The sequence below is a fragment of the Candidatus Njordibacter sp. Uisw_039 genome (genome assembly GCF_047730075.1).
Taxonomy (GTDB): domain Bacteria; phylum Pseudomonadota; class Gammaproteobacteria; order Pseudomonadales; family Balneatricaceae; genus Njordibacter.
This window is the reverse complement of sequence record NZ_CP159831.1, coordinates 1,015,001-1,039,206: the sequence shown is the minus strand read 5'-3', so window position 1 is coordinate 1,039,206 and position 24,206 is coordinate 1,015,001. Positions and strand designations below refer to the sequence as shown.

Annotated in this window: 19 protein-coding genes and 2 rRNA genes (1 of these 21 cut by a window edge); 9 read left to right on the top strand and 12 right to left on the bottom strand. The window is 45.9% G+C overall.

Going from position 1 to position 24,206, the window contains the following annotated elements; genetic code table 11:
• Positions 1-58 precede the first annotated feature (58 nt).
• The 5 genes from astA (at position 59) to gcvA (ending at position 5,555) form a co-directional block, all read left to right on the top strand.
• Positions 59-1,105 carry an arginine N-succinyltransferase gene (gene astA / locus ABXT70_RS04865; RefSeq protein WP_443642046.1) on the top strand — a complete coding sequence of 349 codons (1,047 nt, stop codon included), beginning with the start codon at positions 59-61 and terminating at the stop codon, positions 1,103-1,105.
• Between the two features lie 19 nt (positions 1,106-1,124).
• Positions 1,125-2,804: a thiamine pyrophosphate-binding protein gene (locus ABXT70_RS04860; protein ID WP_443642045.1), complete on the top strand. Its 1,680-nt coding sequence runs from the start codon at positions 1,125-1,127 to the stop codon at positions 2,802-2,804.
• Between the two features lie 107 nt (positions 2,805-2,911).
• The gene (locus ABXT70_RS04855; protein ID WP_443642044.1) at positions 2,912-3,340 is read left to right on the top strand and encodes a GlcG/HbpS family heme-binding protein; all 429 of its coding nucleotides are present in this window, start codon (positions 2,912-2,914) and stop codon (positions 3,338-3,340) included.
• Between the two features lie 43 nt (positions 3,341-3,383).
• Positions 3,384-4,565: a M20 aminoacylase family protein gene (locus ABXT70_RS04850; RefSeq protein WP_443642043.1), complete on the top strand. Its 1,182-nt coding sequence runs from the start codon at positions 3,384-3,386 to the stop codon at positions 4,563-4,565.
• Positions 4,566-4,649: 84 nt separating this feature from the next.
• The gene (gene gcvA / locus ABXT70_RS04845) at positions 4,650-5,555 is read left to right on the top strand and encodes a transcriptional regulator GcvA (RefSeq protein ID WP_443642042.1); all 906 of its coding nucleotides are present in this window, start codon (positions 4,650-4,652) and stop codon (positions 5,553-5,555) included.
• On the opposite strand, the gene ABXT70_RS04840 is transcribed toward gcvA, so the two are convergent.
• Positions 5,552-7,120: an alkaline phosphatase family protein gene (locus ABXT70_RS04840; RefSeq protein WP_443642041.1), complete on the bottom strand. Its 1,569-nt coding sequence runs from the start codon at positions 7,118-7,120 to the stop codon at positions 5,552-5,554. The two genes, gcvA and ABXT70_RS04840, sit on opposite strands and share 4 nt — an antisense overlap.
• Before the next feature lie 283 nt (positions 7,121-7,403).
• Here ABXT70_RS04840 and hisN point away from each other — a divergent pair, with 283 nt between their 5' ends.
• Positions 7,404-8,159 (top strand): histidinol-phosphatase, encoded by a 756-nt coding sequence (gene hisN, locus ABXT70_RS04835; RefSeq protein WP_443642040.1) that lies wholly within the window; start codon positions 7,404-7,406, stop codon positions 8,157-8,159.
• A 38-nt stretch (positions 8,160-8,197) separates the two neighbouring features.
• Here the strand turns inward: hisN and ABXT70_RS04830 are convergent, their stop codons facing one another.
• From ABXT70_RS04830 to phnA, 8 genes are all read right to left on the bottom strand, one after another.
• Complete coding sequence (locus ABXT70_RS04830; RefSeq protein ID WP_443642039.1) at positions 8,198-9,193, bottom strand: ABC transporter ATP-binding protein; 996 nt, start codon at positions 9,191-9,193, stop codon at positions 8,198-8,200.
• A 2-nt stretch (positions 9,194-9,195) separates the two neighbouring features.
• Positions 9,196-10,197 carry an ABC transporter ATP-binding protein gene (locus ABXT70_RS04825; RefSeq protein WP_443642038.1) on the bottom strand — a complete coding sequence of 334 codons (1,002 nt, stop codon included), beginning with the start codon at positions 10,195-10,197 and terminating at the stop codon, positions 9,196-9,198.
• The gene (locus ABXT70_RS04820; protein WP_443642037.1) at positions 10,194-11,342 is read right to left on the bottom strand and encodes an ABC transporter permease; all 1,149 of its coding nucleotides are present in this window, start codon (positions 11,340-11,342) and stop codon (positions 10,194-10,196) included. The genes ABXT70_RS04825 and ABXT70_RS04820 overlap by 4 nt, the downstream gene beginning before the upstream one ends.
• 5 nt (positions 11,343-11,347) lie before the next feature.
• Positions 11,348-12,352 carry an ABC transporter permease gene (locus ABXT70_RS04815; RefSeq protein WP_443642036.1) on the bottom strand — a complete coding sequence of 335 codons (1,005 nt, stop codon included), beginning with the start codon at positions 12,350-12,352 and terminating at the stop codon, positions 11,348-11,350.
• A 106-nt stretch (positions 12,353-12,458) separates the two neighbouring features.
• A complete protein-coding gene (locus tag ABXT70_RS04810; protein WP_443642035.1) occupies positions 12,459-14,507 on the bottom strand; it encodes an ABC transporter substrate-binding protein in 2,049 nt (682 codons plus the stop codon).
• 315 nt (positions 14,508-14,822) lie between these two features.
• Positions 14,823-15,947: a 2-aminoethylphosphonate--pyruvate transaminase gene (gene phnW / locus ABXT70_RS04805; protein ID WP_443642034.1), complete on the bottom strand. Its 1,125-nt coding sequence runs from the start codon at positions 15,945-15,947 to the stop codon at positions 14,823-14,825.
• Between the two features lie 43 nt (positions 15,948-15,990).
• Positions 15,991-17,442, bottom strand: a complete 1,452-nt coding sequence (gene phnY / locus ABXT70_RS04800) for a phosphonoacetaldehyde dehydrogenase (RefSeq protein ID WP_443642033.1) — start codon at positions 17,440-17,442, stop codon at positions 15,991-15,993.
• Between the two features lie 12 nt (positions 17,443-17,454).
• Positions 17,455-18,702, bottom strand: a complete 1,248-nt coding sequence (gene phnA / locus ABXT70_RS04795; protein WP_443642032.1) for a phosphonoacetate hydrolase — start codon at positions 18,700-18,702, stop codon at positions 17,455-17,457.
• 143 nt (positions 18,703-18,845) lie between these two features.
• On the opposite strand from phnA, the gene ABXT70_RS04790 reads away from it, so the two are divergent.
• Positions 18,846-19,712: a LysR substrate-binding domain-containing protein gene (locus tag ABXT70_RS04790; RefSeq protein ID WP_443642480.1), complete on the top strand. Its 867-nt coding sequence runs from the start codon at positions 18,846-18,848 to the stop codon at positions 19,710-19,712.
• Between the two features lie 56 nt (positions 19,713-19,768).
• On the opposite strand, the gene ABXT70_RS04785 is transcribed toward ABXT70_RS04790, so the two are convergent.
• Positions 19,769-20,581 (bottom strand): IclR family transcriptional regulator, encoded by an 813-nt coding sequence (locus ABXT70_RS04785; protein ID WP_443642031.1) that lies wholly within the window; start codon positions 20,579-20,581, stop codon positions 19,769-19,771.
• A 264-nt stretch (positions 20,582-20,845) separates the two neighbouring features.
• On the opposite strand from ABXT70_RS04785, the gene bhcA reads away from it, so the two are divergent.
• Positions 20,846-22,012, top strand: a complete 1,167-nt coding sequence (gene bhcA / locus ABXT70_RS04780) for an L-aspartate--glyoxylate aminotransferase BhcA (RefSeq protein WP_443642030.1) — start codon at positions 20,846-20,848, stop codon at positions 22,010-22,012.
• Positions 22,013-22,099: 87 nt separating this feature from the next.
• Positions 22,100-22,456, top strand: a complete 357-nt coding sequence (locus ABXT70_RS04775) for a rhodanese-like domain-containing protein (protein ID WP_443642029.1) — start codon at positions 22,100-22,102, stop codon at positions 22,454-22,456.
• A 573-nt stretch (positions 22,457-23,029) separates the two neighbouring features.
• On the opposite strand, the gene rrf is transcribed toward ABXT70_RS04775, so the two are convergent.
• Both rrf and ABXT70_RS04765 read right to left on the bottom strand, forming a co-directional pair.
• Positions 23,030-23,145 (bottom strand): 5S ribosomal RNA (gene rrf, locus ABXT70_RS04770).
• Between the two features lie 168 nt (positions 23,146-23,313).
• Positions 23,314-24,206, bottom strand: a 23S ribosomal RNA gene (locus ABXT70_RS04765); it runs 1,996 nt beyond the window's last position.

Here is a 24,206-nt window from a genome sequence, read left to right as displayed (position 1 = left end):
CTATATAGGCAACTCCCCGTATAATAGTCCTTTATTCGTTATTAATGGCTAGCTCACTATGTTGGTTGTTCGCCCTATTGGTCCACAGGATCAAGACGCTTTGTATCAAATTGCCGTAGATTCAGGTGTAGGTTTTACGTCCTTACCCATTAATCGCGATGTTTTAAATGACAAAATTGCTCGCTCCGTTGCCTCTTTTGCCAAACAAATTACCCAACCGTTTGACGAAGGGTATTTATTTGTTCTGGAAGATACAGAAACCGGTGAGGTGATAGGCACCACGGCGGTGGAAGCCAGCGTTGGCACTCGCGCGCCTTTCTACCATTATCACCGCCAGACCGTGGTTCATGCGTCGCCTACCCTAGACGTGCACAATAAAATGGAAGTGCTCACTTTGTGCAACCATTACACAGGCTGTGCCGAAGTGTGTACCTTATTCTTACAAGAAGCACACCGCAAAGGCACCAATGGCCGCCTTTTATCTAAGAGTCGTTTTTTGTTTATGGCTCAGTTTGCCGAACGATTTGGCAGTAAAGTCATTGCGGAAATGCGTGGTGTTAATGATGCCAACGGTAACTCTCCCTTTTGGCATTGGTTAGGCACACACTTTTTCTCTATGGAATTTAAGCAGGCAGACTACCTCGTCGGTTTAGGCAACAAAGTATTTATTGCTGAACTTATGCCTAAATACCCCCTTTATGTAAACCTACTTAGCCCTGAGGCCCAAGCGGTAATTAGCCATGTACACGAAAAAACCCGCCCAGCTCTTCGTTTACTAGAAAAAGAAGGCTTTCAGCATATCGGTTACGTGGATATTTTTGACGCAGGCCCTACGGTAGAAGCTCAGCTTAAAGACGTAAGTTCTGTTAAAAACAGCGCTGTATTCAATGCTAAAATAGCTCAGCCTAACGATGATGCAGAATTATTTTTGATTAGTAATACCGAACTAGACAACTTTCGCAGCAGCATTGTAGCCGTATCGTTTGATGAAAGCGGTAATGCTATCATTAGCCATGAAACTGCTCGAGGCCTTCAACTCCAAGATCAGGATCTCTGTCGATTGATAGCCGTAGAGGCTTATTACAAAACCTTACAACGTCTGTAACTCCTATAAGGGAACATTTATGACTGCTTATATCAAATCTGGTGGCGAACTGGTTGTCGACGCCTTAGAAGCCCACGGAGTTAAACAACTATTTTGTGTACCTGGTGAAAGCTACCTAGAAGTACTCGATGCTTTACACGATAGCCCCATTAACGTCACTAGCGCTCGCCAAGAAGGTGGTGCTGCCATGATGGCAGAAGCATGGGGCAAGCTCCACGGCACCCCTGGCATTTGTTTTGTCACCCGTGGGCCCGGTGCTACCAACGCCAGCGCCGGAATCCACGTGGCACAGCAAGATTCAACACCGATGATTTTATTTATTGGCCAGATAAATAGCAAACTACGTCACCGAGAAGCTTTTCAAGAAGTGGATTATGGCCAATATTTAGGCTCGATGGCTAAATGGGTTGCGGAAATAGACTCCACAGACCGCATCACCGAAATGGTAAGCCGTGCTTGGACTGTGGCCACCAGTGGCCGCCCAGGCCCCGTAGTATTGGTATTGCCAGAAGATACCTTATCTGGCACAGCCACAAGCTCCGAAATCAAGCCTTTTAATACTTTAGAGACCTACCCTAGCCAAGCTAATTTGCAACAAATGGCTAATATGATCGAACAAGCCAATAATCCTATCGTAGTATTGGGTGGTAGCCGTTGGTGCGCAGATTCAGTGGCTAAAGTAGAAGCCTTTGCGGAACAGTTTAGGGTGCCAGTAGCTTGCTCATTCCGTCGCCAAATGTTGTTTAACCATAATCACCCCCACTACGCTGGTGATGTTGGTTTAGGCATTAATCCTAAATTAAAATCTGCCATCACCGATGCTGATTTAGTCATCTTAATGGGTGGTCGTTTCTCAGAAGTACCGTCGCAAAATTATCAACTGTTAGGCGTACAAGGTGCTCAACAACAGCTCATTCATATCCATGCTTGCGCAGAAGAACTGGGCCGAGTATATCGCCCAGACTTAGCCATTCACGCCAGCCCTAAAGCCTTCGCGCAAGGCCTTTCTCAACTAACAGTTGCACATAAAATCAGTCAGCATCGTTTAGAACATGTGGCGCAGTGCCATAGCAACTATCAGTTCTGGTCTAGCTTGCCTACTAAGGCACACCCTGGCGACGTGCAAATGCCTGCTATCATGTCGCATCTTGCTGCAACCTTGCCCTCCAATTCAATTATGACCAACGGTGCCGGCAACTATGCCACGTGGATTCACCGTTTTTGGAAGTTCTCTCAATACGGCACCCAGCTTGCGCCAACGAGTGGCTCTATGGGCTATGGCTTACCCGCAGCTGTCGCAGCAAAAATAGCTTTCCCAGGCAAAACCGTAGTGGCTTTCGCTGGAGACGGTTGTTTCCAAATGACCATGCAAGAATTTGGCACCGCAGTACAAGAAAAGGCTGCCGTTATTGTGTTGGTTATCGACAATGGTATGTATGGCACTATCCGCATGCACCAAGAACTTCATTTCCCCAGTCGTGTGAGCGCTACAGATTTAGTCAATCCAGACTTTTGTGCGCTGGCCAAAGCTTATGACGCTTTTGCTACTCGGGTGACTAAGAGCGAGCAATTTCCTCAAGCTTTGAGTGCAGCAATAGCTGCCAAAAAACCAGCCCTTATCCACATTAAACTGGACCCACAGGCCCTAACGCCAAACCAGACCCTCAACCAAATACGTGACAGCGCATCAGGTTTATAAATTATGAGTATGACCGTTTAGTCCCTACTAAAGTCGAATACAGACTAATATCTACAAAACAACTCGGCTATGATGCTCTCAATGACAACAATTATTTGGAGCCTCTTATGGCCGAACTATCTTTAAGCCGCTCAAAGCGCATCATCAACTTAACCCTTGCTAAAGGTAAGGAACTTGGATTAAACCCTTTATCTGTAATAGTGTTGGACTCGGGTGGCCATGTAAAAGCATTTGAACGCCAAGATGGTGCATCACCAGGCCGCTTTGCCGTTGCCCAAGCCAAGGCTTATGGTGTAGTAATGCTGGGCATGCCAGGTAGCGCTCAAATGGCTAGAGCCGAAGCTCAGCCTTATTTCATCGTGACTGCTAATGCTGCCTTAGACGGCAAGATGATTCCCGTACCGGGTGGCGTGTTGATCCAAAACGGACGTGGCCAAACCCTGGGTGCACTCGGTGTAACGGGAGATAGTTCAGACAATGATTTGCTCGCTGCAGTTGCAGGTATCGAAAGTGTAGGCCTAGTGGCCAAAGGATAAATATGCCATGATGGGCGCTTATATTTCCCTTTAAAGCACCCTAATGACCCAACTCCTTCACGCCTCCAAAAGCCAGATGCAAAGCTGGCGTCGTCATCTGCATCAGTACCCAGAAACTGAATTTTCGGTGTTTGATACGGCCGCCTTTGTGGTACAAAAGCTCACTGAGTTTGGCCTTGTTGTGCATCAAGGTATTGGCCAAATAGGCATCGTTGGTCAGTTATCCAAGGGATCCTCCAACAAAGCCATTGGATTAAGAGCCGACATGGATGCATTAGCTATCCAAGAGCTTAACGAGTTTTCCCACAAGTCCTTAAATGACGGGCGCATGCACGCCTGTGGTCACGATGGTCATACCAGCATGTTGTTAGGTGCAGCACAAGAGTTAGCAGCACATGGCGATTTTGAAGGCACAGTTTACTTTATATTCCAACCCGATGAGGAACACGGTTCAGGTGCCCAAGCCATGATAGATGATGGCTTGTTCGAACGTTTCCCCATGCAGGCTGTTTATGGCCTCCATAACATGCCCGGCATGGCGGCTGGCCACATGGCCATGAATTCTGGTGGGGTGATGGCAAGTGAAGATAACTTTAAGATTGTAATTAAAGGCCGGGGCGGTCACGCCTCACAACCTCACCACCACATTGATCCTTTAGTCATCGGCGCAGAAATTCTACTAGGGTTACAAACGATCGTATCCCGCAGCATAAACCCAGAACAGCAAGCCGTGGTCTCGGCTACCGAGTTTGTCACCGATGGTGCCATCAATGTTATTCCAAGTACAGTCACGATCACTGGCGATTGCCGCAGTTTCTCTGAGGAAGTGCAAAGTTTAATCGAAGCCCGCATGGGGCGACTAGTAGCTGGTATCTGCCAGGCCCATGGTGCCGAGCATGAATACACCTACGACCGCGTATTCTGGGCTACCATTAACACTGAAAAAGAAACCCAAGCCGCAGGCAAAGCAGCGCTCTCTTTGTTAGGTGGCAAGTTAGTCGATTTAGCCTGTCGCCCTAAGACCATCTCTGAAGACTTTTCTAGCATGTTGCGCGTTAAAGACGGCTGCTACGCTTTTTTGGGTAATGGCAAAGACAGTGTAGGTGGCTGTATGTTACACAACCCCCACTATGATTTTAATGATGACATTCTGGAAACTGGGGCCGCTTATTGGGTGACTTTAGTACGGCAGGAGTTAGGTGCAACAACCAGCTTGCTAGACTAACAAACAAGTATTGATTAAAGTATGTGTAATTGTTCACCTTAAGTTTTTACAGCTAATACGATAACCATCTATATGAACCGTAGAATGCCACCATTAAACGCTCTTAAAGCGTTTGAAGCAGCTGCCCGCCATTTAAGCTTCACTGCAGCTTCGGCCGAACTAAATGTAACTCAGGCGGCCATTAGTCACCAAGTAAGGACGCTAGAGAATTACATTGGCCTAAACCTTTTTAATCGTGCTCATCAACGTCTTTCACTAACCAATGCTGGCAAATCCTACTTACCTATGTTGACCAAGTCCTTCGACTTGATAGGCCTAGGTTACAAGGAAATCATCACCGATAAAAAATCTACCCACCTGAACATTAAAGCACCTTCATCATTTTCTGTGCAATGGTTACTGCCAAGAATAACTGCCTACCAGCAGCAACACCCGGATATTGATGTGAATTTATCCGCTCAAGATAACGACATTAGTTTTTTCCCGGATGCGTTTGATATTGAAATCCAGTATTTATTGGAGCCCAGCCTCAAGAGTCACAGCACATTACTCTTTGCAGAGGAAATATTTCCAGTCTGCAGTCCAGAACTACTCACTGGTCCAGAACCTTTACTACAACCATCAGACTTAGCCAAATATAAACTACTACATATCAACTTTTACCCAGAAGATTGGGCTACGTGGTTAGCCCACGCCGGAGTTAGCAATGTTAATTCCGAACTAGGCCATCGCTTTGACCAATCCATGCTCACCTTAAAATCTGCTATCCATGGTTCTGGCGTTGCCCTAGCCAGGTCCCCTATTGTCAATCAAAAGTTAGCCAACGGCTCACTGGTAGAACCTTTCAACATCCGTTTACCAAGCCAAGGTGGCTACTGGCTCACTATTAAATCTGACCTCACTACTTGCACCCATGTAGCTGACTTTAAGGACTGGTTGTTACAAGAATGTGATGCAGATAAAAGCAACGGCACTGGCCATCCAAACTAACGCGGTTGCGTATTGCGGTCTATAGGAAGGCGCTGAGTTGGGCCATCTTTATGGAAAAGCCAACCCGTCAAACTGCGGTCTTCATTACGCATGTGCCAGTTGAGCATCTTTTGCGCATAACCTAGCATAACTTCAGTATAATCAGGGTTTTCTGCTAGATTGTTGAGTTCATCTGGGTCATTTCGAAGGTCAAACAACAGCGCAGGTAACTGATTAAAGTGCACGTACTTATAATCATAGTCACGAATCACTGCCAAAGAGCACTCGTCTAAAGACAGCCCAAAACGTTGTTCTGGCTTGCCTTGCAATATGTCACGAAAGTCATATTCCCAATGCACACAAGTGCGCCACGCAAAGTCAGCGTTGGATTCAAGGAACGGCCTTAGACTGTAGCCATCACATTGCACCGGCGGCGTGGCCCCTAAAAGATCTAATATGGTGGGCATCAAGTCAATATTTTCACTAAATTGTGATACCCGTTTACCACGACTGTCATCCCATTCTGAACCCGGCGCACGAACAATCAAAGGAATATGATAAGACTGGTCAAAAAAGCCTAATTTACTTAATAGATAATGGTCGCCCAGTTGCTCTCCATGATCAGAGCTAAATACAATTAAAGTACTTTCCAGTAAGTTACGCGCGGTTAAAAAATCCAATAAACGCCCCATTTGTGCGTCAACCTCAGTCATCATGCCGTAGTAAGTGGCTTTAAGTTGCTGCAGGTCTTCGTCGTTAATAGTGGGCAAGAGAGACTCACCATGATGTGGTTTTTGCGCTAACCTTTCATCAATTTCAAACTTCACATAGGGGTGTTGAGCCTGTTCCTGAGCCAGACTGGAGTGCCGCACAGGTGCTTCTGTCTCCACAGATTGATACATACTATGATAAGGCTCGGGCACTAAAAATGGCGGATGAGGACGCAACCAAGAAAGGTGTATAAACCATGGGTCATCCTCTTTCACATCTATATATTGCATTACTTTTTCATTGAGAAAAGCAGTTTCTGTGTGTTCGGCAGAGTAAGGTGCGGCAAGGTAACCTACTCCCCGTTTATCTTCCTTGTGTTGATCATCAAACTGACGGTAAATCTCCCTACATTGAGCATCTTCGGGGGTCGCGTAGCCTTTATCTGCTAACCATTGGACCCAAGCAAGTGGCTCGTCAAACAATCCTTGTCCTAAACTGTACCCTGGCAGTACCGCTTCATAGCTTTTACGCCGGGGGTCATTGTCAGCTAAGTCACGTGGGTCAAGGGCCGTATCAGTGTAGCCAAATAAAACTGGGTCGAAACCACATTGTCGTGCTTCCTGGGCAATATTGGTAAACCGCCGATCCAAAGGTGTACCATTATCGCAGACCCGATGGTTTTTCAAGTACATACCCGTATGAATGGATGCACGAGACGGACCACAAGGCGCAGATTGGGCGTAATGTTGAGAGAACAACACCCCGGATGCCGCTAATTTGTCTAAGTTAGGTGTTTTAACCACTGGGTGGCCCAAAGCTGAGAGACAACTTCCGCGCCATTGATCAGCGGTAATAAACAATACATTTTTAATCATGCCTAGCTTCACTCCAGACTAATAATCGCTAAGGACGCAAAATATAAACCACAATTTGTCATTGCGTAATCAAACATTAATAATACCCATGATGAAATATACTAATAGGGGCGCTATTAGGACGTTAAAACCACCCTCTAGGAGGCCTGTTCACCACATATTACCTATTCTAATTTGAATCATAAGATATTTACGTTTGACCCTTCAAGAAAAAAAATAGACCCTATTAGAAATTTAATAATGATGCCCAATCAATTGACTAGCTATAATGATAAACCTTTTCTTGACCACTATTGAAGACGCTCTGCACCAATCTAGAGCAACCATTAAACGCTATTATCGTCAGCGCATTATAGTTGAGTCTAAAGCTGACGCCAGCCCAGTTACCGAAGCAGACCGCACAGTAGAAAGCCAGATTCGCCAAATCATAAGCCAACGTCACCCCGAGCACGGAATTATAGGTGAAGAACATGGTTCTAACCAAAGCTTAGCCGATTACAAGTGGGTCATTGATCCCATTGATGGTACTAAAAGCTTCATCTCGGGCATGCCAACCTTCGGCACTTTAATAGCTCTCACATACCATGAGAGGCCTAAGCTGGGGGTGATTGACATGCCTATTCTTGATGAACGTTGGATTGGCACTATAGGAGAAAAAACCACTCTCAATGGAGAGACCTGTAGCGTGTCAACCGTCACACAGTTGGCACAAGCCACTCTCTATTGTACTGAGCCTGACATGTTTAATGCAGCCCAGTTGGATAAGTTTGAAAAATTGAGCCGTTTGGTTTACCTACGTCGTTTTGGCGGTGACTGTTACTGCTATGGTTTGCTAGCTTCTGGACAAATCGATTTGGTAGTGGAGGGTTCCCTACACTACTACGACATCATGGCGCTAATACCTGTGGTAGAGGGCGCTGGAGGCATTATTACCGATTGGGAAGGCAAGGAGTTGGCAGATGGCTGGGGTGGCCTAGTTGTGGCTGCAGCGACGCCTGAACTACATCAAGCTGCCCTAGATCTGCTTAATTCTTATTAATTGTCACCGCAGGCCCCTTTAAGCCTGTATATGATTCGCTACATCAATTCTTGCCAGCGATGGCATGCCACATCATGTTCCTCACCTATTTTTTCTAGTTGAGGCTCATCGCGCCGGCAAATATCAATGGCGTGGGGGCAACGTGTTTGAAATTTACATCCCGGTGGTGGATTAGTAGGTGATGGGATTTCACCTTCTAATTTTTGTGCCAAGTTCTTTGCATCAGGATCAAGGGAAGGAATTGCAGACAGCAAAGCCTTGGTATAAGGATGAGAAGGATTGTTGAACAATTCACGAGTGGGTGCTGTTTCTACTAACCGGCCAAAATACATCACTGCAACGTGATCACAAATATGTGCAACAACACTTAGGTCATGGCTAATGAATAAAAATGTCAGTCCCATCTCTTGCTGAATTTCTTTCAACAAATTGAGTACATCCGCTTGGATGGAAACATCAAGTGCTGCAACACTTTCATCAGCGACTACAAATTTAGGCTCAGACACCAACGCACGTGCGATGGAGATACGTTGTCGTTGACCACCCGAAAAGGCATGGGGAAAGCGGCGCAAGTGTTCAAGATTCAAGCGACATTTAGTGGCAATTTCTCGAACTCTTCTGTCTGTTTCTTCTCTTGATGAAGTAAGCTTCATAATCTCAAGAGGCTCAGCAATAATATCCCTGACAGTCATACGTGGGCTCAAAGCTGCATAGGGGTCTTGGAAAATTAATTGTGATCTAGCCCGGTAATCCTTGAGCTCTTTCGCGTCCATATTAGACAGGCTATAGTTAACCTCACCATCATTAAAATTAACAATGCCGCTGGTGATGGGTGCGGCCTTTAGCATGGCCCTACCTAAGGTTGTTTTACCTGAACCTGATTCGCCAACCAAACCAAAAAAACTTCCCTTCGTGATATTTAGTGTGACGTTCTCAACCGCCCGCACAACTGGCTTAGGGCCAAATAGCTTACCTCCGTTAATAGGGTAGTGAACAGACACATCGGTAGCAGAAATTAACGTATCTCGCTTCATTTTCAAGTTCCTTTCTGGTCTTGCTGATAGATGTGACAAGCCACCATATGGTCATGGGAGATGGGAGTGAACTCTGGAATAGTGACACTGCACTGGGGACCCAAAAAACGACTACAGCGAGTATTAAAAACACAGCCATTTGGACGTTCCAAAGGCGATGGTATATCCCCTGGAATAGGTGTTAATGGAGAATCTAAATCATCTAACCTAGGCAAGGCCTGGATTAAGCCCTGAGTATATGGGTGGGATGGATTACCAATAACCTGACGAACGGGGCCTTTTTCGACCACTCGGCCAAGGTACATGACCGCAACCGTATCCGCAGTTTGGGCAATGACACCCAAGTCGTGGGTAATAAACACAATACCCATACCAAAATCTTTCACTAGATCCTTCATTAAATCTATAACTTGCGCTTGAATGGTTACATCCAAGGCCGTTGTCGGTTCGTCCGCAATGAGTAACTTAGGATTTGTAGATAGCGCCATCGCAATCATTGCCCTTTGACGCATACCGCCAGACAGTTCGAACGCATATTGCTTAAATCGGGTGCTGGCATCCGAAATACCAACTCTATTGAGCATTTCTATAGAGACTTCTTGAGCCTTAATGGCACTCATGCTGGTGTGGATCAATAGCTGTTCCACCATTTGAGCACCGATAGTAATAGCTGGCGCAAAACTGGCCATGGGCTCTTGAAAAATCATGGAGATAGCTCCACCGCGCACAACTTGCAACTCTTTGGCTGTCCTCAAAGACATTATATCCACCGGCCCATCAGCCAGATTTAAGGTAATTTTAGTGTTTTGCCCATATATTGCATTACTCGCATTGAGCTTCATCAAGGCCTTAGCAGTCACTGATTTTCCAGAACCACTTTCACCCACCAAACCCATGATCTCACCAGCTTCTAGGCTAAATGACACATCATCAACAGCAGTTATACGGCCTTCATCAGTATCGAAATCAAGGGTCAGGTTTTCTACATCAAGTAAACGGCTCATTTGTTAGTATCCGCATAAGGATCGGCAGCATCACGTAAACCATCACCTACGAAAACGAACGCTAGCACCAAAACAATAAAAAATATGACTGGGATAAAATACCACTGATAGTTTAATAAAACATCAGCACTGGTCACGTTTTGCAACATGACTCCTAACGAGTTCACAGGATCTTTCAGACCCAGACCAATGAAACTAAGTGCTGTTTCAGACAAAATCATGTAGGGAAAGGAAATCACTAAATCGACGATAATATAGCTAGTGAAGCTGGGCAACAGATGTCGCCGGATTACATGACTTGGGGAGGCTCCACACAGCTGTGCTGCCAAAACGTATTCTTGGTTTCGTTCACTTAACAAGTGCGTGCGGATGCGTCGTGCCAATGTCGTCCAACCAATCAGCCCAAGCACAAGCGAGATAAAGAAAAATCTTTCCTCTGAACTCCATGTGTCAGGGATAAATGCGGCCAATGCCATAAACAAGGGAATATTGGGGATAGTCCTTACTGTATCCGTTATCATTTGCAGAACGGAATCTATTTTTCCTCCGTAATACCCAGAAACTCCACCAATAACTAAAGCCAAGAAGAATGCAATAAAAACACCAATCGTGCCCACCGCCATCGAGGTGTTAACCGCCGTTAGAGTCCGAGAGAAAATATCCTTGCCTGTCGAGTCGGTGCCAAAGATATGGATCTGCCCCTTATCAACACCATACAGGTGTCGGTCAAAGTTGATCCCAAGGAACTTATACTCCATACCCTTACTGAAGAAGGTCACATAGCGACGGTCCTCTAGTCCAGTTTTCTCTTCACTTACCCAGCGGAAGTTGGTTTTGAAGGAGCGAGTTCGCTCGTAGGTATAAACAAACGGCCGGATAGAGCAGCCATTATCATCACAAAAAGAGGGCACTTGGGGTGCGCCGTTTAGGTAATCCTTATCACGTCCTGCAATAGTGGCGTCATAAGGCGTCAAAAAAGGTGAAAATATACCAGAAAGTATCAGGATGATGAGCACCCATCCACCCGCCAAAGCAGATTTATTACGTTTAAATCTTTGCCAGATCAGCTGCCCTTGAGATGCGGTGAAATAGGCTTCTTTGAGCTTTTGATTTGTGGACGGGGCTGTATTTGTAATATCGGTCATGTCCATTATCCTACAATACTGCGGCGAATACGCGGATCAGTCAGCGCAAGAATGATGTCGGTCACAAAGTTGAGCGCCACAATACTGGCCGTCAGCATAAAAATGATAGCCCCAGCAAGTTGTTGGTCGTTTGAGCGAGCCAACGCCTCAATCAGCAGAGAACCAGCCTCAGTCAGGGTTAGAATGAGGGCAACAATGGGCAGCTCGTTAAATATGCGGTTAAGATCAAATCCTACCGAGTTGATAATAGGACTAAGCGCATGTCGCGCTGGATAGCGCATTAATAATCGGCTACCAGAGACGCCTCGTGCTGCTGCTGCAGTCACATAAAGCTTACCAATTTCGTCTGACATTAATGCCCGCACGGTTTGAATTGCAAATGCCGTTGCCGACCAGCCAAGGATAAAGATGGGAAGCCAGGCATGGCCTAAAAAGTCCATCACACGATCCGTAGACCAGGCCGCATCACGGTATTCCTTCGAAAATAGCCCCGTCAAACTGTCACCAAAGTAAACAGTAGAAAACAACATAATCATCAAGGCCAACAAAAAGTTAGGCAATGCCAAACCCAAGTAGCTAACCAGGCGTAAAGAGTTATTCAAAACCGCATTTTTAGACGTTGCGGCAATGATACCGACAGGAATCGCAATGATGTAAGCAAGCAGGAGAGCAGATAAGCAAAGGCCAAGACTCAGCCAAAATTTTTGCCCCAAAAGTTGTGCGATATCGACGCGGAGGATGCAGCTGTTACCGTATTCGCCTTGAAAGGCATTGATAATCCATGAGCCCCAGCGTTGAACATAGGGTTGGTCTAGGCCTAAGCGGACACGCTCTATCTGGATGTCTTCCGGTGTAATCACGGATCCTTGAGAGTTCTTAAATGCCACATACCGTTCGGCACAATCGCCTGGAACAAGTTCCATCAGAGTGAAGACTATAAATGACACCATCACTAAGGTGAGGATCGCTAGCATAGCTCTGATGGCGAAAAATTTGGAGAATTGCAACATGTTGGATTGTATCCCCGGAGAATTCGTTCGAGCTTTTTAGCTCGTTTATAAATAAGCCGCGGGCAGTCGAGGCTGCCCGCGGGGGTGTTATTTCAGAGTAACCGGGCTACTCGTCTAACCACCACTGTGTCGCACGGTACGGATAGGTCCGGTAGTACGCATAGGACTGAGTTTTAAAATCAGCAAAGTTCTTCAGCTTGTTGCTGTGATAGATTGGTGCAACTGCTTTCACAGTACCAATGAACAGCAGGTTATCAACAACCGTATCAACCAGAGCTTCACCAATTTTATTAGACTCGTCAGAGCCAGCAATTGCAGACTGGAAGGCATCAATACCCGCCATTGAGTCATAGACCCACTGAGGTGGTTTCACACCTGAAGCACCATCTGTATCAACATACTGTCCCCACAACATGCCTGATGTGTGGTTAAAGTAGTTATCGAACGGTGGCTGGAATAGCTCCGAAATACCGAGGATAACAGCAAGTGGCTGACCCTTTGCGTAATAGGTAACATCAAGGCTGTTCGAAGACGCAGCAGAACGATACTCATCCGTTGTCACTTCTTTAACCGTGTTGTTGATACCCACATCACGCCAGTTTTGACCCGCAACCTCAACCAGCTTGAGAGATCCACCCTGCGTAGCAATTTGCATATTCAGCACTAGCGTATCACCGTTTGGCAATTCACGCATTCCGTCACCGTCTACGTCAACCATACCAATTTCATCCAGCAGGGCATTAGCCATATCCGGATCGAACTGTGCGTATGATTGCTCAGTTTCTGCACTTATGAAACTAGGTGAAGGCGCGAATGCAGTATACTGCTGAGGAGCACCAAGACCGAAGTAAACCACTTCATTGATCTCTGCACGGTTCATTGCAACTGACATCGCCTGACGGAAACGTATATCACCAAACACTTTACGTTTTTCCATATCTTCCGACGTCACATTGAACGAGAAGGTACTCATGGCAATCTCAGGTCTTAGGTCAACTGTGAAATTACCTTTTTCCTGATTTTCAAGAAGCAGCGGCGCATAATCTAGGTTCAATGACTGAGCCTTATAGTCAACTTCGGAGTTAACTAGCTTCAGAAGACGAACTTCGCGCTCACCCACAAACAACTCGTCCTGCTCGTTGATGTAAGGCAACTGATTGCCTGCAGTATCAACTTGGAAGAAGTAAGGGTTGGCAACTAAGTGACGTCCTTCCGTGTTTTCCCGGGTGATAATATGGCTTTCCAGAGTCGGAACTGTATCCGCAGGCAGACCAGCAACTAGATCAGGGTGGGCCAACATTGGTGTCGGAGTATCCATCCAATCAGAGTTACCATAGTAACCTTTGATTGCAGCATAGCCGTTTTCAAAGCCGTAGGACTGCGCAAGCGCATCCGCACCAGAATTTATGTCCGGATGGAACTGACCAAGGAAATGCTTAGGCTGGAAGCCCTGCGCATAGTGGTTGGCGAAATGTGATAGTAGACCCGGTTTTGGGCTTGGAAGGTTGAACTGAATTGTTGTCGGGTTAACCACGACAAGATCCATAACTTCACCACCAACAAGAACGTAATCCTTTGGTTTTTCACGAACGTTACTGTCCGTAGCGATGTTGTCATACCAGAACTTCACATCTTCGGCAGTGAACGGTGCGCCGTCAGACCACTTATGACCATCGCGCAAGAAGAACGTCAACTGTGTGAAATCGTTGTTCCATTCCCAACCTTTGGCAATCATCGGAACGATGGTTGTCAAATCGTCAGAATACCGCACGAGGTTGACGTGACGGGTTGACATAAAGTCAGATGTGCCTGATTCTGTCGCGTTCGACAGCGCATCTAGCGTTCCACCGTATGAACCGATGGAATCGTAAGGAGCTACTACCAATGGCTCTGAAGGTAAGCGCTGAGATAGTGAAGGTAATGATTTATTACCCCTAATACGGGCATTGAGTGCAGCTGCTTGAGGGTTGCCGTTAAAGGACATGGTACAGCTGCCGATGGACTCAAATTCAGCTAATTCATATTGCTGTGGAAAAGCACCTTGGCCAACACCCATGGGGTCAGCTACTGTGACAGGCGGACAACTGGCCGCAGTTGCAGCACCACTCACTACTAAAGCGAGCAAGGTAGCTGCGGGATAAATGAAAGTCTTCATGGTTATTCCTCTACTGTTATTTTTATAAAAGCATTGAACCAAGTTAGGTTCGGCATTAATAGGCCCAGATGCGCCAAAATCATTGTGCCAGAACAATATGACAGCAATATGTCAAAGTAGCAATGAGGGATTGTTAACAATCTATCAAAGTAGCAATACTGTTAATATAGTGCTGACATGCCTGCTTACTTGATACCTTTTAAGCGCAACCTGCGCCTCTGGTAAGGTCGCCAGTAATCTTTCGTACAGCCCATAACTTAATTGAACGAATACAAAACTGCAATTGGAAATTAATAATATCAGTCATTAATTAAACTAATCATCATTCCAATACATCGAGGTTTCAACTGCCTCGATAAATCTATCTATGTCACTGGGCCATACATCCCCTATGGTACCAATGCGAAAACAGTCCGCTTGTGACACCTTGCCTGGGTAAATTACAAAGCCCTTCCCCTTTAGCACTTCATAGAAAGTATTAAAGTTATAGTTAGGGTGTTGAGGATTATGAAAGGAGGTAATGATAGATGATTGTAGTTGGGCATCCAGCAAAGGTTCAAAGCCCAAGCGCTGCATACCGTCCACTAGAGTGCGTTGGTTTTCGCCATAGCGCTGCTGCCTGGCCACTACACCCCCTTCTCCATCGAGTTCCTTTAGGGCTTCGGCAAAGGCACGCACGACATGGGTAGGTGACGTGAAGCGCCACTTGCCCACATTATCTTCCATGCACCGCCATTGGTCATATAAATCAAGGCTAACAGAACGTGACAGACCTGCTATGGAATTCATGCTTGAATGTTTAGCCAGGATAAAACCAAAACCAGGCACACCCTGAATACACTTGTTAGCGCTACTTATCAAAAAATCAATATGTAACTCTGCCATGTCAATGACCATACCGCCAAAGCTACTCATAGCATCAACAATGTAAACTTTATCATATTCCTGAGCAATTTCTCCAATGGCTTTAAGCGGATTAAGCATGCCCGTTGTGGTTTCACAGTGCACCATAGCAACATGAGTAATTTGTGCATCTTCCTGCAGCACCTTAGCCAACGCTTGTGGATCAACGGCGGCCAACTCTCCACTATCAATGACTAACGTACTAATGCCCAGCTTATTGGCAATTTGAGCGATTCTACGGCCGTATTCACCATTGACCAGAACCACTAATTTTCCACTCGCCGGTATCACTGAGCCAATCGTAGCTTCCACACTAAAGGTGCCACTGCCCTGCATTAGGGTTGCAGTATAACCGGGCTGATCCGTGGCAAGATTGACCAACTGGTTACGTATTTGCTGAACTATTTGATTGTAATCTTTGTCCCAAGTGCACCAATCCCGCAACATTTGTTGCTTCACCCTGTGGGTAGTAGAAAGTGGACCCGGGGTTAACAACAAATATGGGTTTTCGATCTTATTGAGGTCTGCAACCTGCATAAATATACTCCCAACTAGGCCCTTTAATGACCTAGGACTTTGATCACCAAGGCAACGAATAGGTTTTCAGGTTGGTGTAGCTCTTCATAGCTTCAATTACACCTTCTTTGTAGCCCATACCCGAATCTTTAATACCACCAAAAGGTGACATTTCTATCCGATAGCCCGGCACCTCCCAAATATTCACAGTACCTGTATCAAGCTCTTCGATAAAGCGTTGAATGTAGTCCCAACGATTGGTACAGACGCCATCTGATAGGCCAAACGCCGTTGAATTGGCCACGGCAATGGCCTCATCAATGTCTTTAACTCGAATCACAGGTATGGGTGGCCCAAAGGTTTCTTCTTGCACTAACTCACAGGTGTAGGGCACATTATCCAACACCGTAGGCGAGTAAAGAGCGCCTTGCCGGTCATTGCCATAAAGCAAATCTGCACCTTGGTCTATGGCATCAAGAACTCTTTTTTGAAACAACTTAGCCGAGTCTTCACTAATAACTGTGCCCAAGTCTGTATCCGGATCCATGGGGTCACCGTATTTAATTTTGCGGGCTTTTTGTACCAATAATGACACAAATTCATCAGCTACTGAGTCAATGCAAATAATACGTTTAACTGCGGTGCAGCGCTGGCCTGAGTTTTTAGTCGCTCCAGCTACGGCAAGTTCTGCAGCTTTATCCAAGTCTGCGTCCTCCATAACAATCAAGGGCGAATTACCACCTAATTCAAGCACATGTCGCTTATATCCTGCAGTTCGTGCGATGTATTTACCCACAGGCACACCACCCGTAAACGTAATCAGCTCTATGTGTTGGTTGGTGATCATTTCGTCACCAATGTCTTCTGGCAAACCAGTGACCATAGATAACATTTCCACAGGCAGACCAGCTTCATAGAGAATATCAGCCAATAACAATGGCGTTAAAGGGGTAAGTTCCGTCGGTTTACAAACCACACAATTATTGGTTGCAATAGCTGGCGCAATCTTATGAGCCACCATATTGAGTGGATGATTAAATGGTGTAATTGCAGAAATTACCCTCAAAGGCTGACGTAATGTGAATATTTTTCGTTGTTTACCATGGGGAGTCAGATCACATGAAAAGACTTGGCTGTCGTCCTGAATACACATCTGCCCGGCGAGCATAAACACATCATAAGCCCGCCCTACTTCATACAAAGAGTCCTTTTTACAAAGTCCAGTTTCAAGTGTAATGAGGTCAGAAATTTCGTCTTTTCTGGCATCAAGTGCCACAGCAGTACGAAATAATATTTGTTGCCGTTCATAGCGTGTCAATTCAGACTTGTAGGCTGCACCTATAGCAAACGCTTCAGCCACCTGGGCTCTACTGGCCCTAGGGACCGTTCCAATAACCTGATTTGTGTATGGGTAATGCACATCTAACGTTTTACCCGTATCACCAGGCACTTTGCGACCTGCAATCCGCATGAGTTCTTGACGCACTTCTGGTAAGGCTCGGTTAATCATATTCATTCTCTTTGGCTCCTAGCCGTGCACATGGTTAAGCACGACATCATAGATATCAAAATTACGTAGGTGTCTGTTAATATCGATGCCAGTAACAGTTTGGCTAACAATCAGAGGCACACATTGTTCTGAGATGCCTCCATGAGATCGCAAAGGAACGTCTAGGCCAGACAGGTCATGACGCTCTGAAGTTGTACCTAGCACCTTATTTTTGCTACTAACAACAATTAAGTCTCCCATTCGGTCGGTGGGCAAACCAAACTTTTCACACCCTGCAGCATTATCAAAGGCGCCTTCAATGCCCTCCATAGACTCCAAGTGACCCAATACTTTAGCCCTATGGTCCTGCTTAACATAAACCGTAGCAAAGGACCCTAAAGCACCATGATGCACCACATAAGGATCGGTAATTGGCAATATCACCCTAGCTTCATTAACGCCTAACATAGCATCTAATTCTGTTTGCAAATAGATCACATCTGGATCCCCATCGGCGTCATGTTTCACGTTCATGCCGTGGTCAGCAGTGAGGGCGATACGAGCACCAAGGGCTTCTAATTGAGCAAAATAACCATCCATCATGGCATAGAACGCATTGGCACCATCGCTACCTGGCGCAAATTTATGCTGTATATAATCAGTGGTCGACAAATACATAATGTCGGGCCGCATGGTGTCCATTAGCTTCACGCCAGCAGCAAAAATAAATTCAGACAGGTCTGCACTATAGACCGATGGCACCTCTTTACCCACAAGATCAACCACCCCTTCAATACCATGTTCAGAAAGCGTAGCCATGTCTGCTTTTTCTGATGAAAAACAAACACCTGTACCATCACCAAAGGTTAGACCGTGACCTAACATTCTACGTAGCTTATCTTTAGCTGTGACAATAACCACTTTAGCACCAGCTTGCTGAAAAGCGCTAAACAAAGTCCCTACCCGCAGTAACTGCGGATCGTTCATCATTACTTCACGGTCATTCTCTACATCGTAATAAAAGTTACCACAGATGCCATGCACTACTGGTGCAACACCCGTAGCAATTGACATATTATTGGGGTTGGTAAAGCTTGGCACAACACAATCACAACGCAAGTCTGATCCCTGACCATTAATGATTTTTTCAGCCCAAGGCATCACACCAGCCTTGACCGCTGCTTCAATATACGCAGGCTCCGAACCATCAATACAAACCGCCACCACAGGCCTATCAGGCCATTTATAAACACGTCCATTTACTTGAATTTCTTGTTTAGCTGTCATGAACCCTTCTCAATTAAATTATCTGGCAGAAATATAAGCTGTTTATTAACAAAAGTAAGAAACAACCCTTTGGCTATTCCAAACAGTCTAAAAGATAGGCAATATAAAGAACAAATCGATATTTTGTATAATATATATAGGTAATATCTATTAATTATTCACATTTAAAGGCCTTTCATGCAGTTGCGACCCAAGGCAGCTTCACCAAAGCCGCGGCCAGTCTGCACTTGACCCAACCCACCCTGTCAGATCATGTCAGAGGCTTAGAAGAGCGTTACGCCGTTAAATTATTTAAACGCCATGGTCGGGGTGTTATTCTAACTGCCATGGGGCGTGCACTATTGGAATTGACTCGGCGGCAATATGTGCTGGGAATAGAAGTAGAGCAATTACTGTCTAGCTCTCAAGGTATGCTCAACGGGCAGTTGCGTATTGCAGCTGACAGTCCTTTTCTGATCATGCCCTTGGTGAAGGATTTTTCAAGTCAACATCCAGGCATAAAACTAGGTATGAATTTTGGCAATACTCAGTGGGTCATTGAACAGTTACTCGAAGGCCAGGTCGACATAGGTATCATGCCCGAGCGCATCCGGGATGATCGTCTAATATCCATACCTTTTCGCCAAGATGAAATTATTTTTTTTGTTGGCAAAGGTCACCCATGGGCACAACGCCGAAATGTCTCACTTACAGAAATTGAAGGTCAACGACTTATTATTCGTGAAACCGGTTCTTATACCCGCTCCTTGTTCGAGCAAGAATTACGCCGTCGCCAAATTAATAGCCAACAGGTACTGGAAATTGGCAGCAGCGAAGGCCTCCGTGAAGCAGTGGCTTTAGGGCTAGGTGTAGGCATTATACAAGCAGGCGAATTAACCTCGGACAATCGTATACAGCCAGTGCTCATACGCGATACTAAACTAAAAGTAATAGAGCACTTGGCGTGTTTAAAAGAGGCCCAATTGGTGCCTGTTATCAAAGCATTTATTGATAAAATAACGCCTCTATAACGGCTTATATTATTACAGCTTAGTTATACTTTGGCTTTGCTTGGGTTATACCCCAGCTACACCTTGCCACCCAAAGTTAAAGTCACTTGATCGGCAGCAGCCTTAACCTTAAGCCCTATAACGACCACCTGTAACGGATCAAACCGAACACTAGGACCCGATACAGACATGCCACCTACAAGATCACCTTGGGCATTACGTATTGCTGCGCCGACACAGCTCATACCTTCATAGCGCTCTTCTTGATCATAAGACCAGCCCCTATTAGCGGTAACTTTAAGATCAGCATAAAGTTCTGTGGGTGTAGACAATGTCTTTGATGTATATTGAGGCAGACCTGCGCTTTGTAATAGGGCCTCTAACTTACGCCTTGGCATTTGGGCTAACAACGCCTTACCAATACCAGAGGAATGCATTAAAGCCCGCGTACCCGCACTAAAAAAAGCCCGAATTGGATTAGTGGTCTCTACCTGCGCCACAAACACCACTTCTGCGTTATCTATTACCGCCAAATTTGCAGTCTCACCCGTAGTTTCCATCAGGTCGCGCAATGGCTCCCGCGCTGCTTCTAAAAAGTTAGTGCGAGACAAATAGGCGCTACCTACCCGAAATGCTTCAATGCCCACTTGCCATAACTGAGTATTCTCATCAAAATCTACAAAGTCATGTTGCTGCAGTGTCATCAGTAAGCGGTGAGCACTGGAGGCCGGCATGCCTACCTGCACCGCCAGGTCACTTAAACTCACTGCATTATGCTGCGCCAAGGCTTGTAGTAACAATATCCCTCTGTCTAAGGCTTGTACCGTTGATGCATTAGCTTCTGATGGCGCCGATCTTGGCCTACCACGACCTCGTTTAACTTCAATCATATTAGTCTCCTATTAAATGGCACAGTTCATAGCTTGGCAGCGCCAACAGTCCACGACAATCCAGGTGTAAAAAAACACAAAAAATAAGTTAAATTTATTTTTCCAATGTTAATATAATATAGAAAATGAAATAATATATCTGCTTATTTTACAATTAGTTAATTATTTTAAAGCCTAAGTGGATTTATTTTCCAATAAAATTGTTTAATATAATTTTAACAGCCAAACTAAGGTCCTAATATAAGTAAAACAAAGGACATCATCATGCAGCATCAAAATCCAATATTCATCCCCGGCCCAACTAATACACCTGATGTTATAAAAGCCGCTATGAACGTCAGTAACTTTGACCACCGTGCACCAGACTTTGCAGATGACTACATCCCACTACTTAATGACCTTAAAAAAGTCTTTAAAACAGAAACGGGTCAAGTCCTGCTCTTTTCTGCCACAGGTACTGGCGGTTGGGAAGGCGCTATAAGTAACACCTTATGTGCTGGTGACAAGGTTCTCATCGCTCGTTATGGCATGTTCAGCCAACGCTGGATCGATCTTTGCCAACGCTTCGGCCTAGATGTTGAAGTTGTAGAATGTGAATGGGGCACAGGCGCGCCAGTTGAAGAGTTCGCCCATAGATTACGAGCTGACAAAAAAGGTCACATTAAGGCCGTACTGGTGACTCACAACGAAACGGCTACCGCCGTAAAAAGTGATGTCCATGGCGTACGTAAAGCCATTGATAATGCTAGCCATAGTGCTTTGTTAATGGTGGATGCTGTGAGCTCTCTAGCTAGCATGGACTTTCAAATGGATGCCTGGGGAGTAGACATTGCGATTACAGGCGCCCAAAAAGGCTTCATGTTGAATACTGGCCTTGCTATTGTTGGCGTGAGCCCTAAAGCCATGGCTGCTACAGCAACTGCAACATTGCCTCGCTGCTTCTTTGATTTTAACGACATGGCTAATGCCAATAAGATTGGTAGTTACCCCTACACACCGCCTGTACAGCTGTTTAATGGCTTAAGGGCCAGTGTAAGCCTATTATTGAACGAAGGCATGAGCAATGTGTATGCGCGCCATCACCGTATTGCAGAAGGAGTAAGAGCTGCTGTAAAAGCATGGGGTCTTGAGTTATGTGCGCATAGCCCAGAGCTTTATTCCGATACAGTGACAGCAATCATGGTACCTGAGGGTAAAGACGCCAATTTGATCACGCAACATGCCTATAAGGCGTATGGCGTATCTTTTGGAGGCGGCTTAGGTGAAATGGCTGGCAAACTATTTCGTATAGGCCATTTAGGCGCAATGACCGATGTAATGGTTTTGTCTGGCATCGCCACTGCTGAGATGGTAATGGTAGACCTAGGCTATAATATTAACTTAGGGTCAGGAGTTGCCGCCGCACAAAGTGTTTACCGACGCGGAGTTTGATGATTAACCTGAGGCATATTAATCTGCTTGTTATTTTAATTAGTTTTAACTAATATTGCGCATTAGATACAACTTATGGGATGAGTAATGGCTTACACTGAAAAATTCCAAACCATGGCAGATCATGCAATGGCTCGCGTTGACGCAGTAGAACCTAGTCAGGTTGATGGACTAGTCGCCGGTGGAGCCATTTTGCTCGATATCCGTGACAAAGAAGAACACGATAAGGCTAACATTGAAGGTTCTATTAACCTCAGCCGGGGTAAGCTAGAAATGGATATTGAGGGCATGATTCCAGACTTAAATAGCACCATTATTTGTTATTGCAACGCTAATAACCGAGGTGCTCTATCTGCAGCTGCCTTGCGAGACATGGGCTACGATAACGCCATGTTTATTAGCGGTGGAAGAATGGCATATCGCGCTTTAACAAAGGAATCATAAGTCTATGTGGGATCAACCTTAAGCGATTAAAGACTATATCTATGGCACAGAGCCGAATGAGTTCTTGCATGCCGACACTTTCCTGCGCCCAATAAAAAACCCCTAGCTTTTTGGGCTAGAGGCTCTTTAGTACTGAATAGGATGCTTGGCGATGGCCCAGTCAGGGCCTCAGGCCCTGCCGTTCGAGTGGCGCAAAGCGGTGCTTTGCCAACTGCGCCAGTCTCACCCTACTATCACATGATTTGTGGCAGCGTAGCTGCCCTGTCTTTATCCATGTGAGAGTAACTCATCGCTTTCCTGCGCCCAATAAAAAACCCCTAGCTTTTTGGACTAGAGGCTCTTTAGTACTGAATAGGAAGCTTGGCGATGGCCCGGTCAGGGCCTCAGGCCCTGCCGTTCGAGTGGCGCAAAGCGGTGCTTTGCCAACTGCGCCAGTCTCACCCTACTATCACATGATTTGTGGCAGCGTAGCTGCCCTGTCTTTATCCATGTGAGAGTAACTCATCGCTTTCCTGCGCCCAATAAAAAACCCCTAGCTTTTTGGACTAGAGGCTCTTTAGTACTGAATGGGAAGCTTGGCGATGACCTACTCTCACATGGGGAAACCCCACACTACCATCGGCGCTAAGACGTTTCACTTCTGAGTTCGGAATGGGGTCAGGTGGTTCCATCTCGCTATGGTCGCCAAGCAAAAAAGGGTGAATGAAGATCGTTAAATCACCATCCATGAATTTGTGATATTGAGTTTAGGCACTACACTGATGCGCTTATCGAGGGCTTACCCGTCGTATTATCGTAAACTTAATGGCTTGTACTGGGTACTTATGTACCAGCTTGTACAACGCTTTTGGCGTTATATGGTCAAGCCTCACGAGCAATTAGTATTGGTTAGCTCAACACGTTACCGCGCTTACACACCCAACCTATCAACGTCCTAGTCTTGAACGGCTCTTTAGGGAGTTAAACTCCTGTGAGATCTCATCTTGAAGGGGGCTTCCCGCTTAGATGCTTTCAGCGGTTATCCTGTCCGAACGTAGCTACCCGGCAATGCCACTGGCGTGACAACCGGAACACCAGAGGTTCGTTCACTCCGGTCCTCTCGTACTAGGAGCAACTCTTCTCAAATCTCAAACGTCCACGGCAGATAGGGACCGAACTGTCTCACGACGTTCTAAACCCAGCTCGCGTACCACTTTAAATGGCGAACAGCCATACCCTTGGGACCGGCTTCAGCCCCAGGATGTGATGAGCCGACATCGAGGTGCCAAACACCGCCGTCGATGTGAACTCTTGGGCGGTATCAGCCTGTTATCCCCGGAGTACCTTTTATCCGTTGAGCGATGGCCCTTCCATTCAGAACCACCGGATCACTATGACCTACTTTCGTATCTGCTCGACGTGTCTGTCTCGCAGTTAAGCATGCTTATGCCATTGCACTAACCTCATGATTTCCGACCATGATTAGCATACCTTCGTGCTCCTCCGTTACTCTTTGGGAGGAGACCGCCCCAGTCAAACTACCCACCACACAGTGTCCTCGATCCGGATTACGGACCTGAGTTAGAACCTCAAACATACCAGGGTGGTATTTCAAGTTTGGCTCCACGATGACTAGCGTCACCGCTTCAAAGCCTCCCACCTATCCTACACAAATAGGTTCAAAGTTCACTGTGAAGCTATAGTAAAGGTTCACGGGGTCTTTCCGTCTAGCCGCGGATACACTGCATCTTAACAGCGATTTCAATTTCAC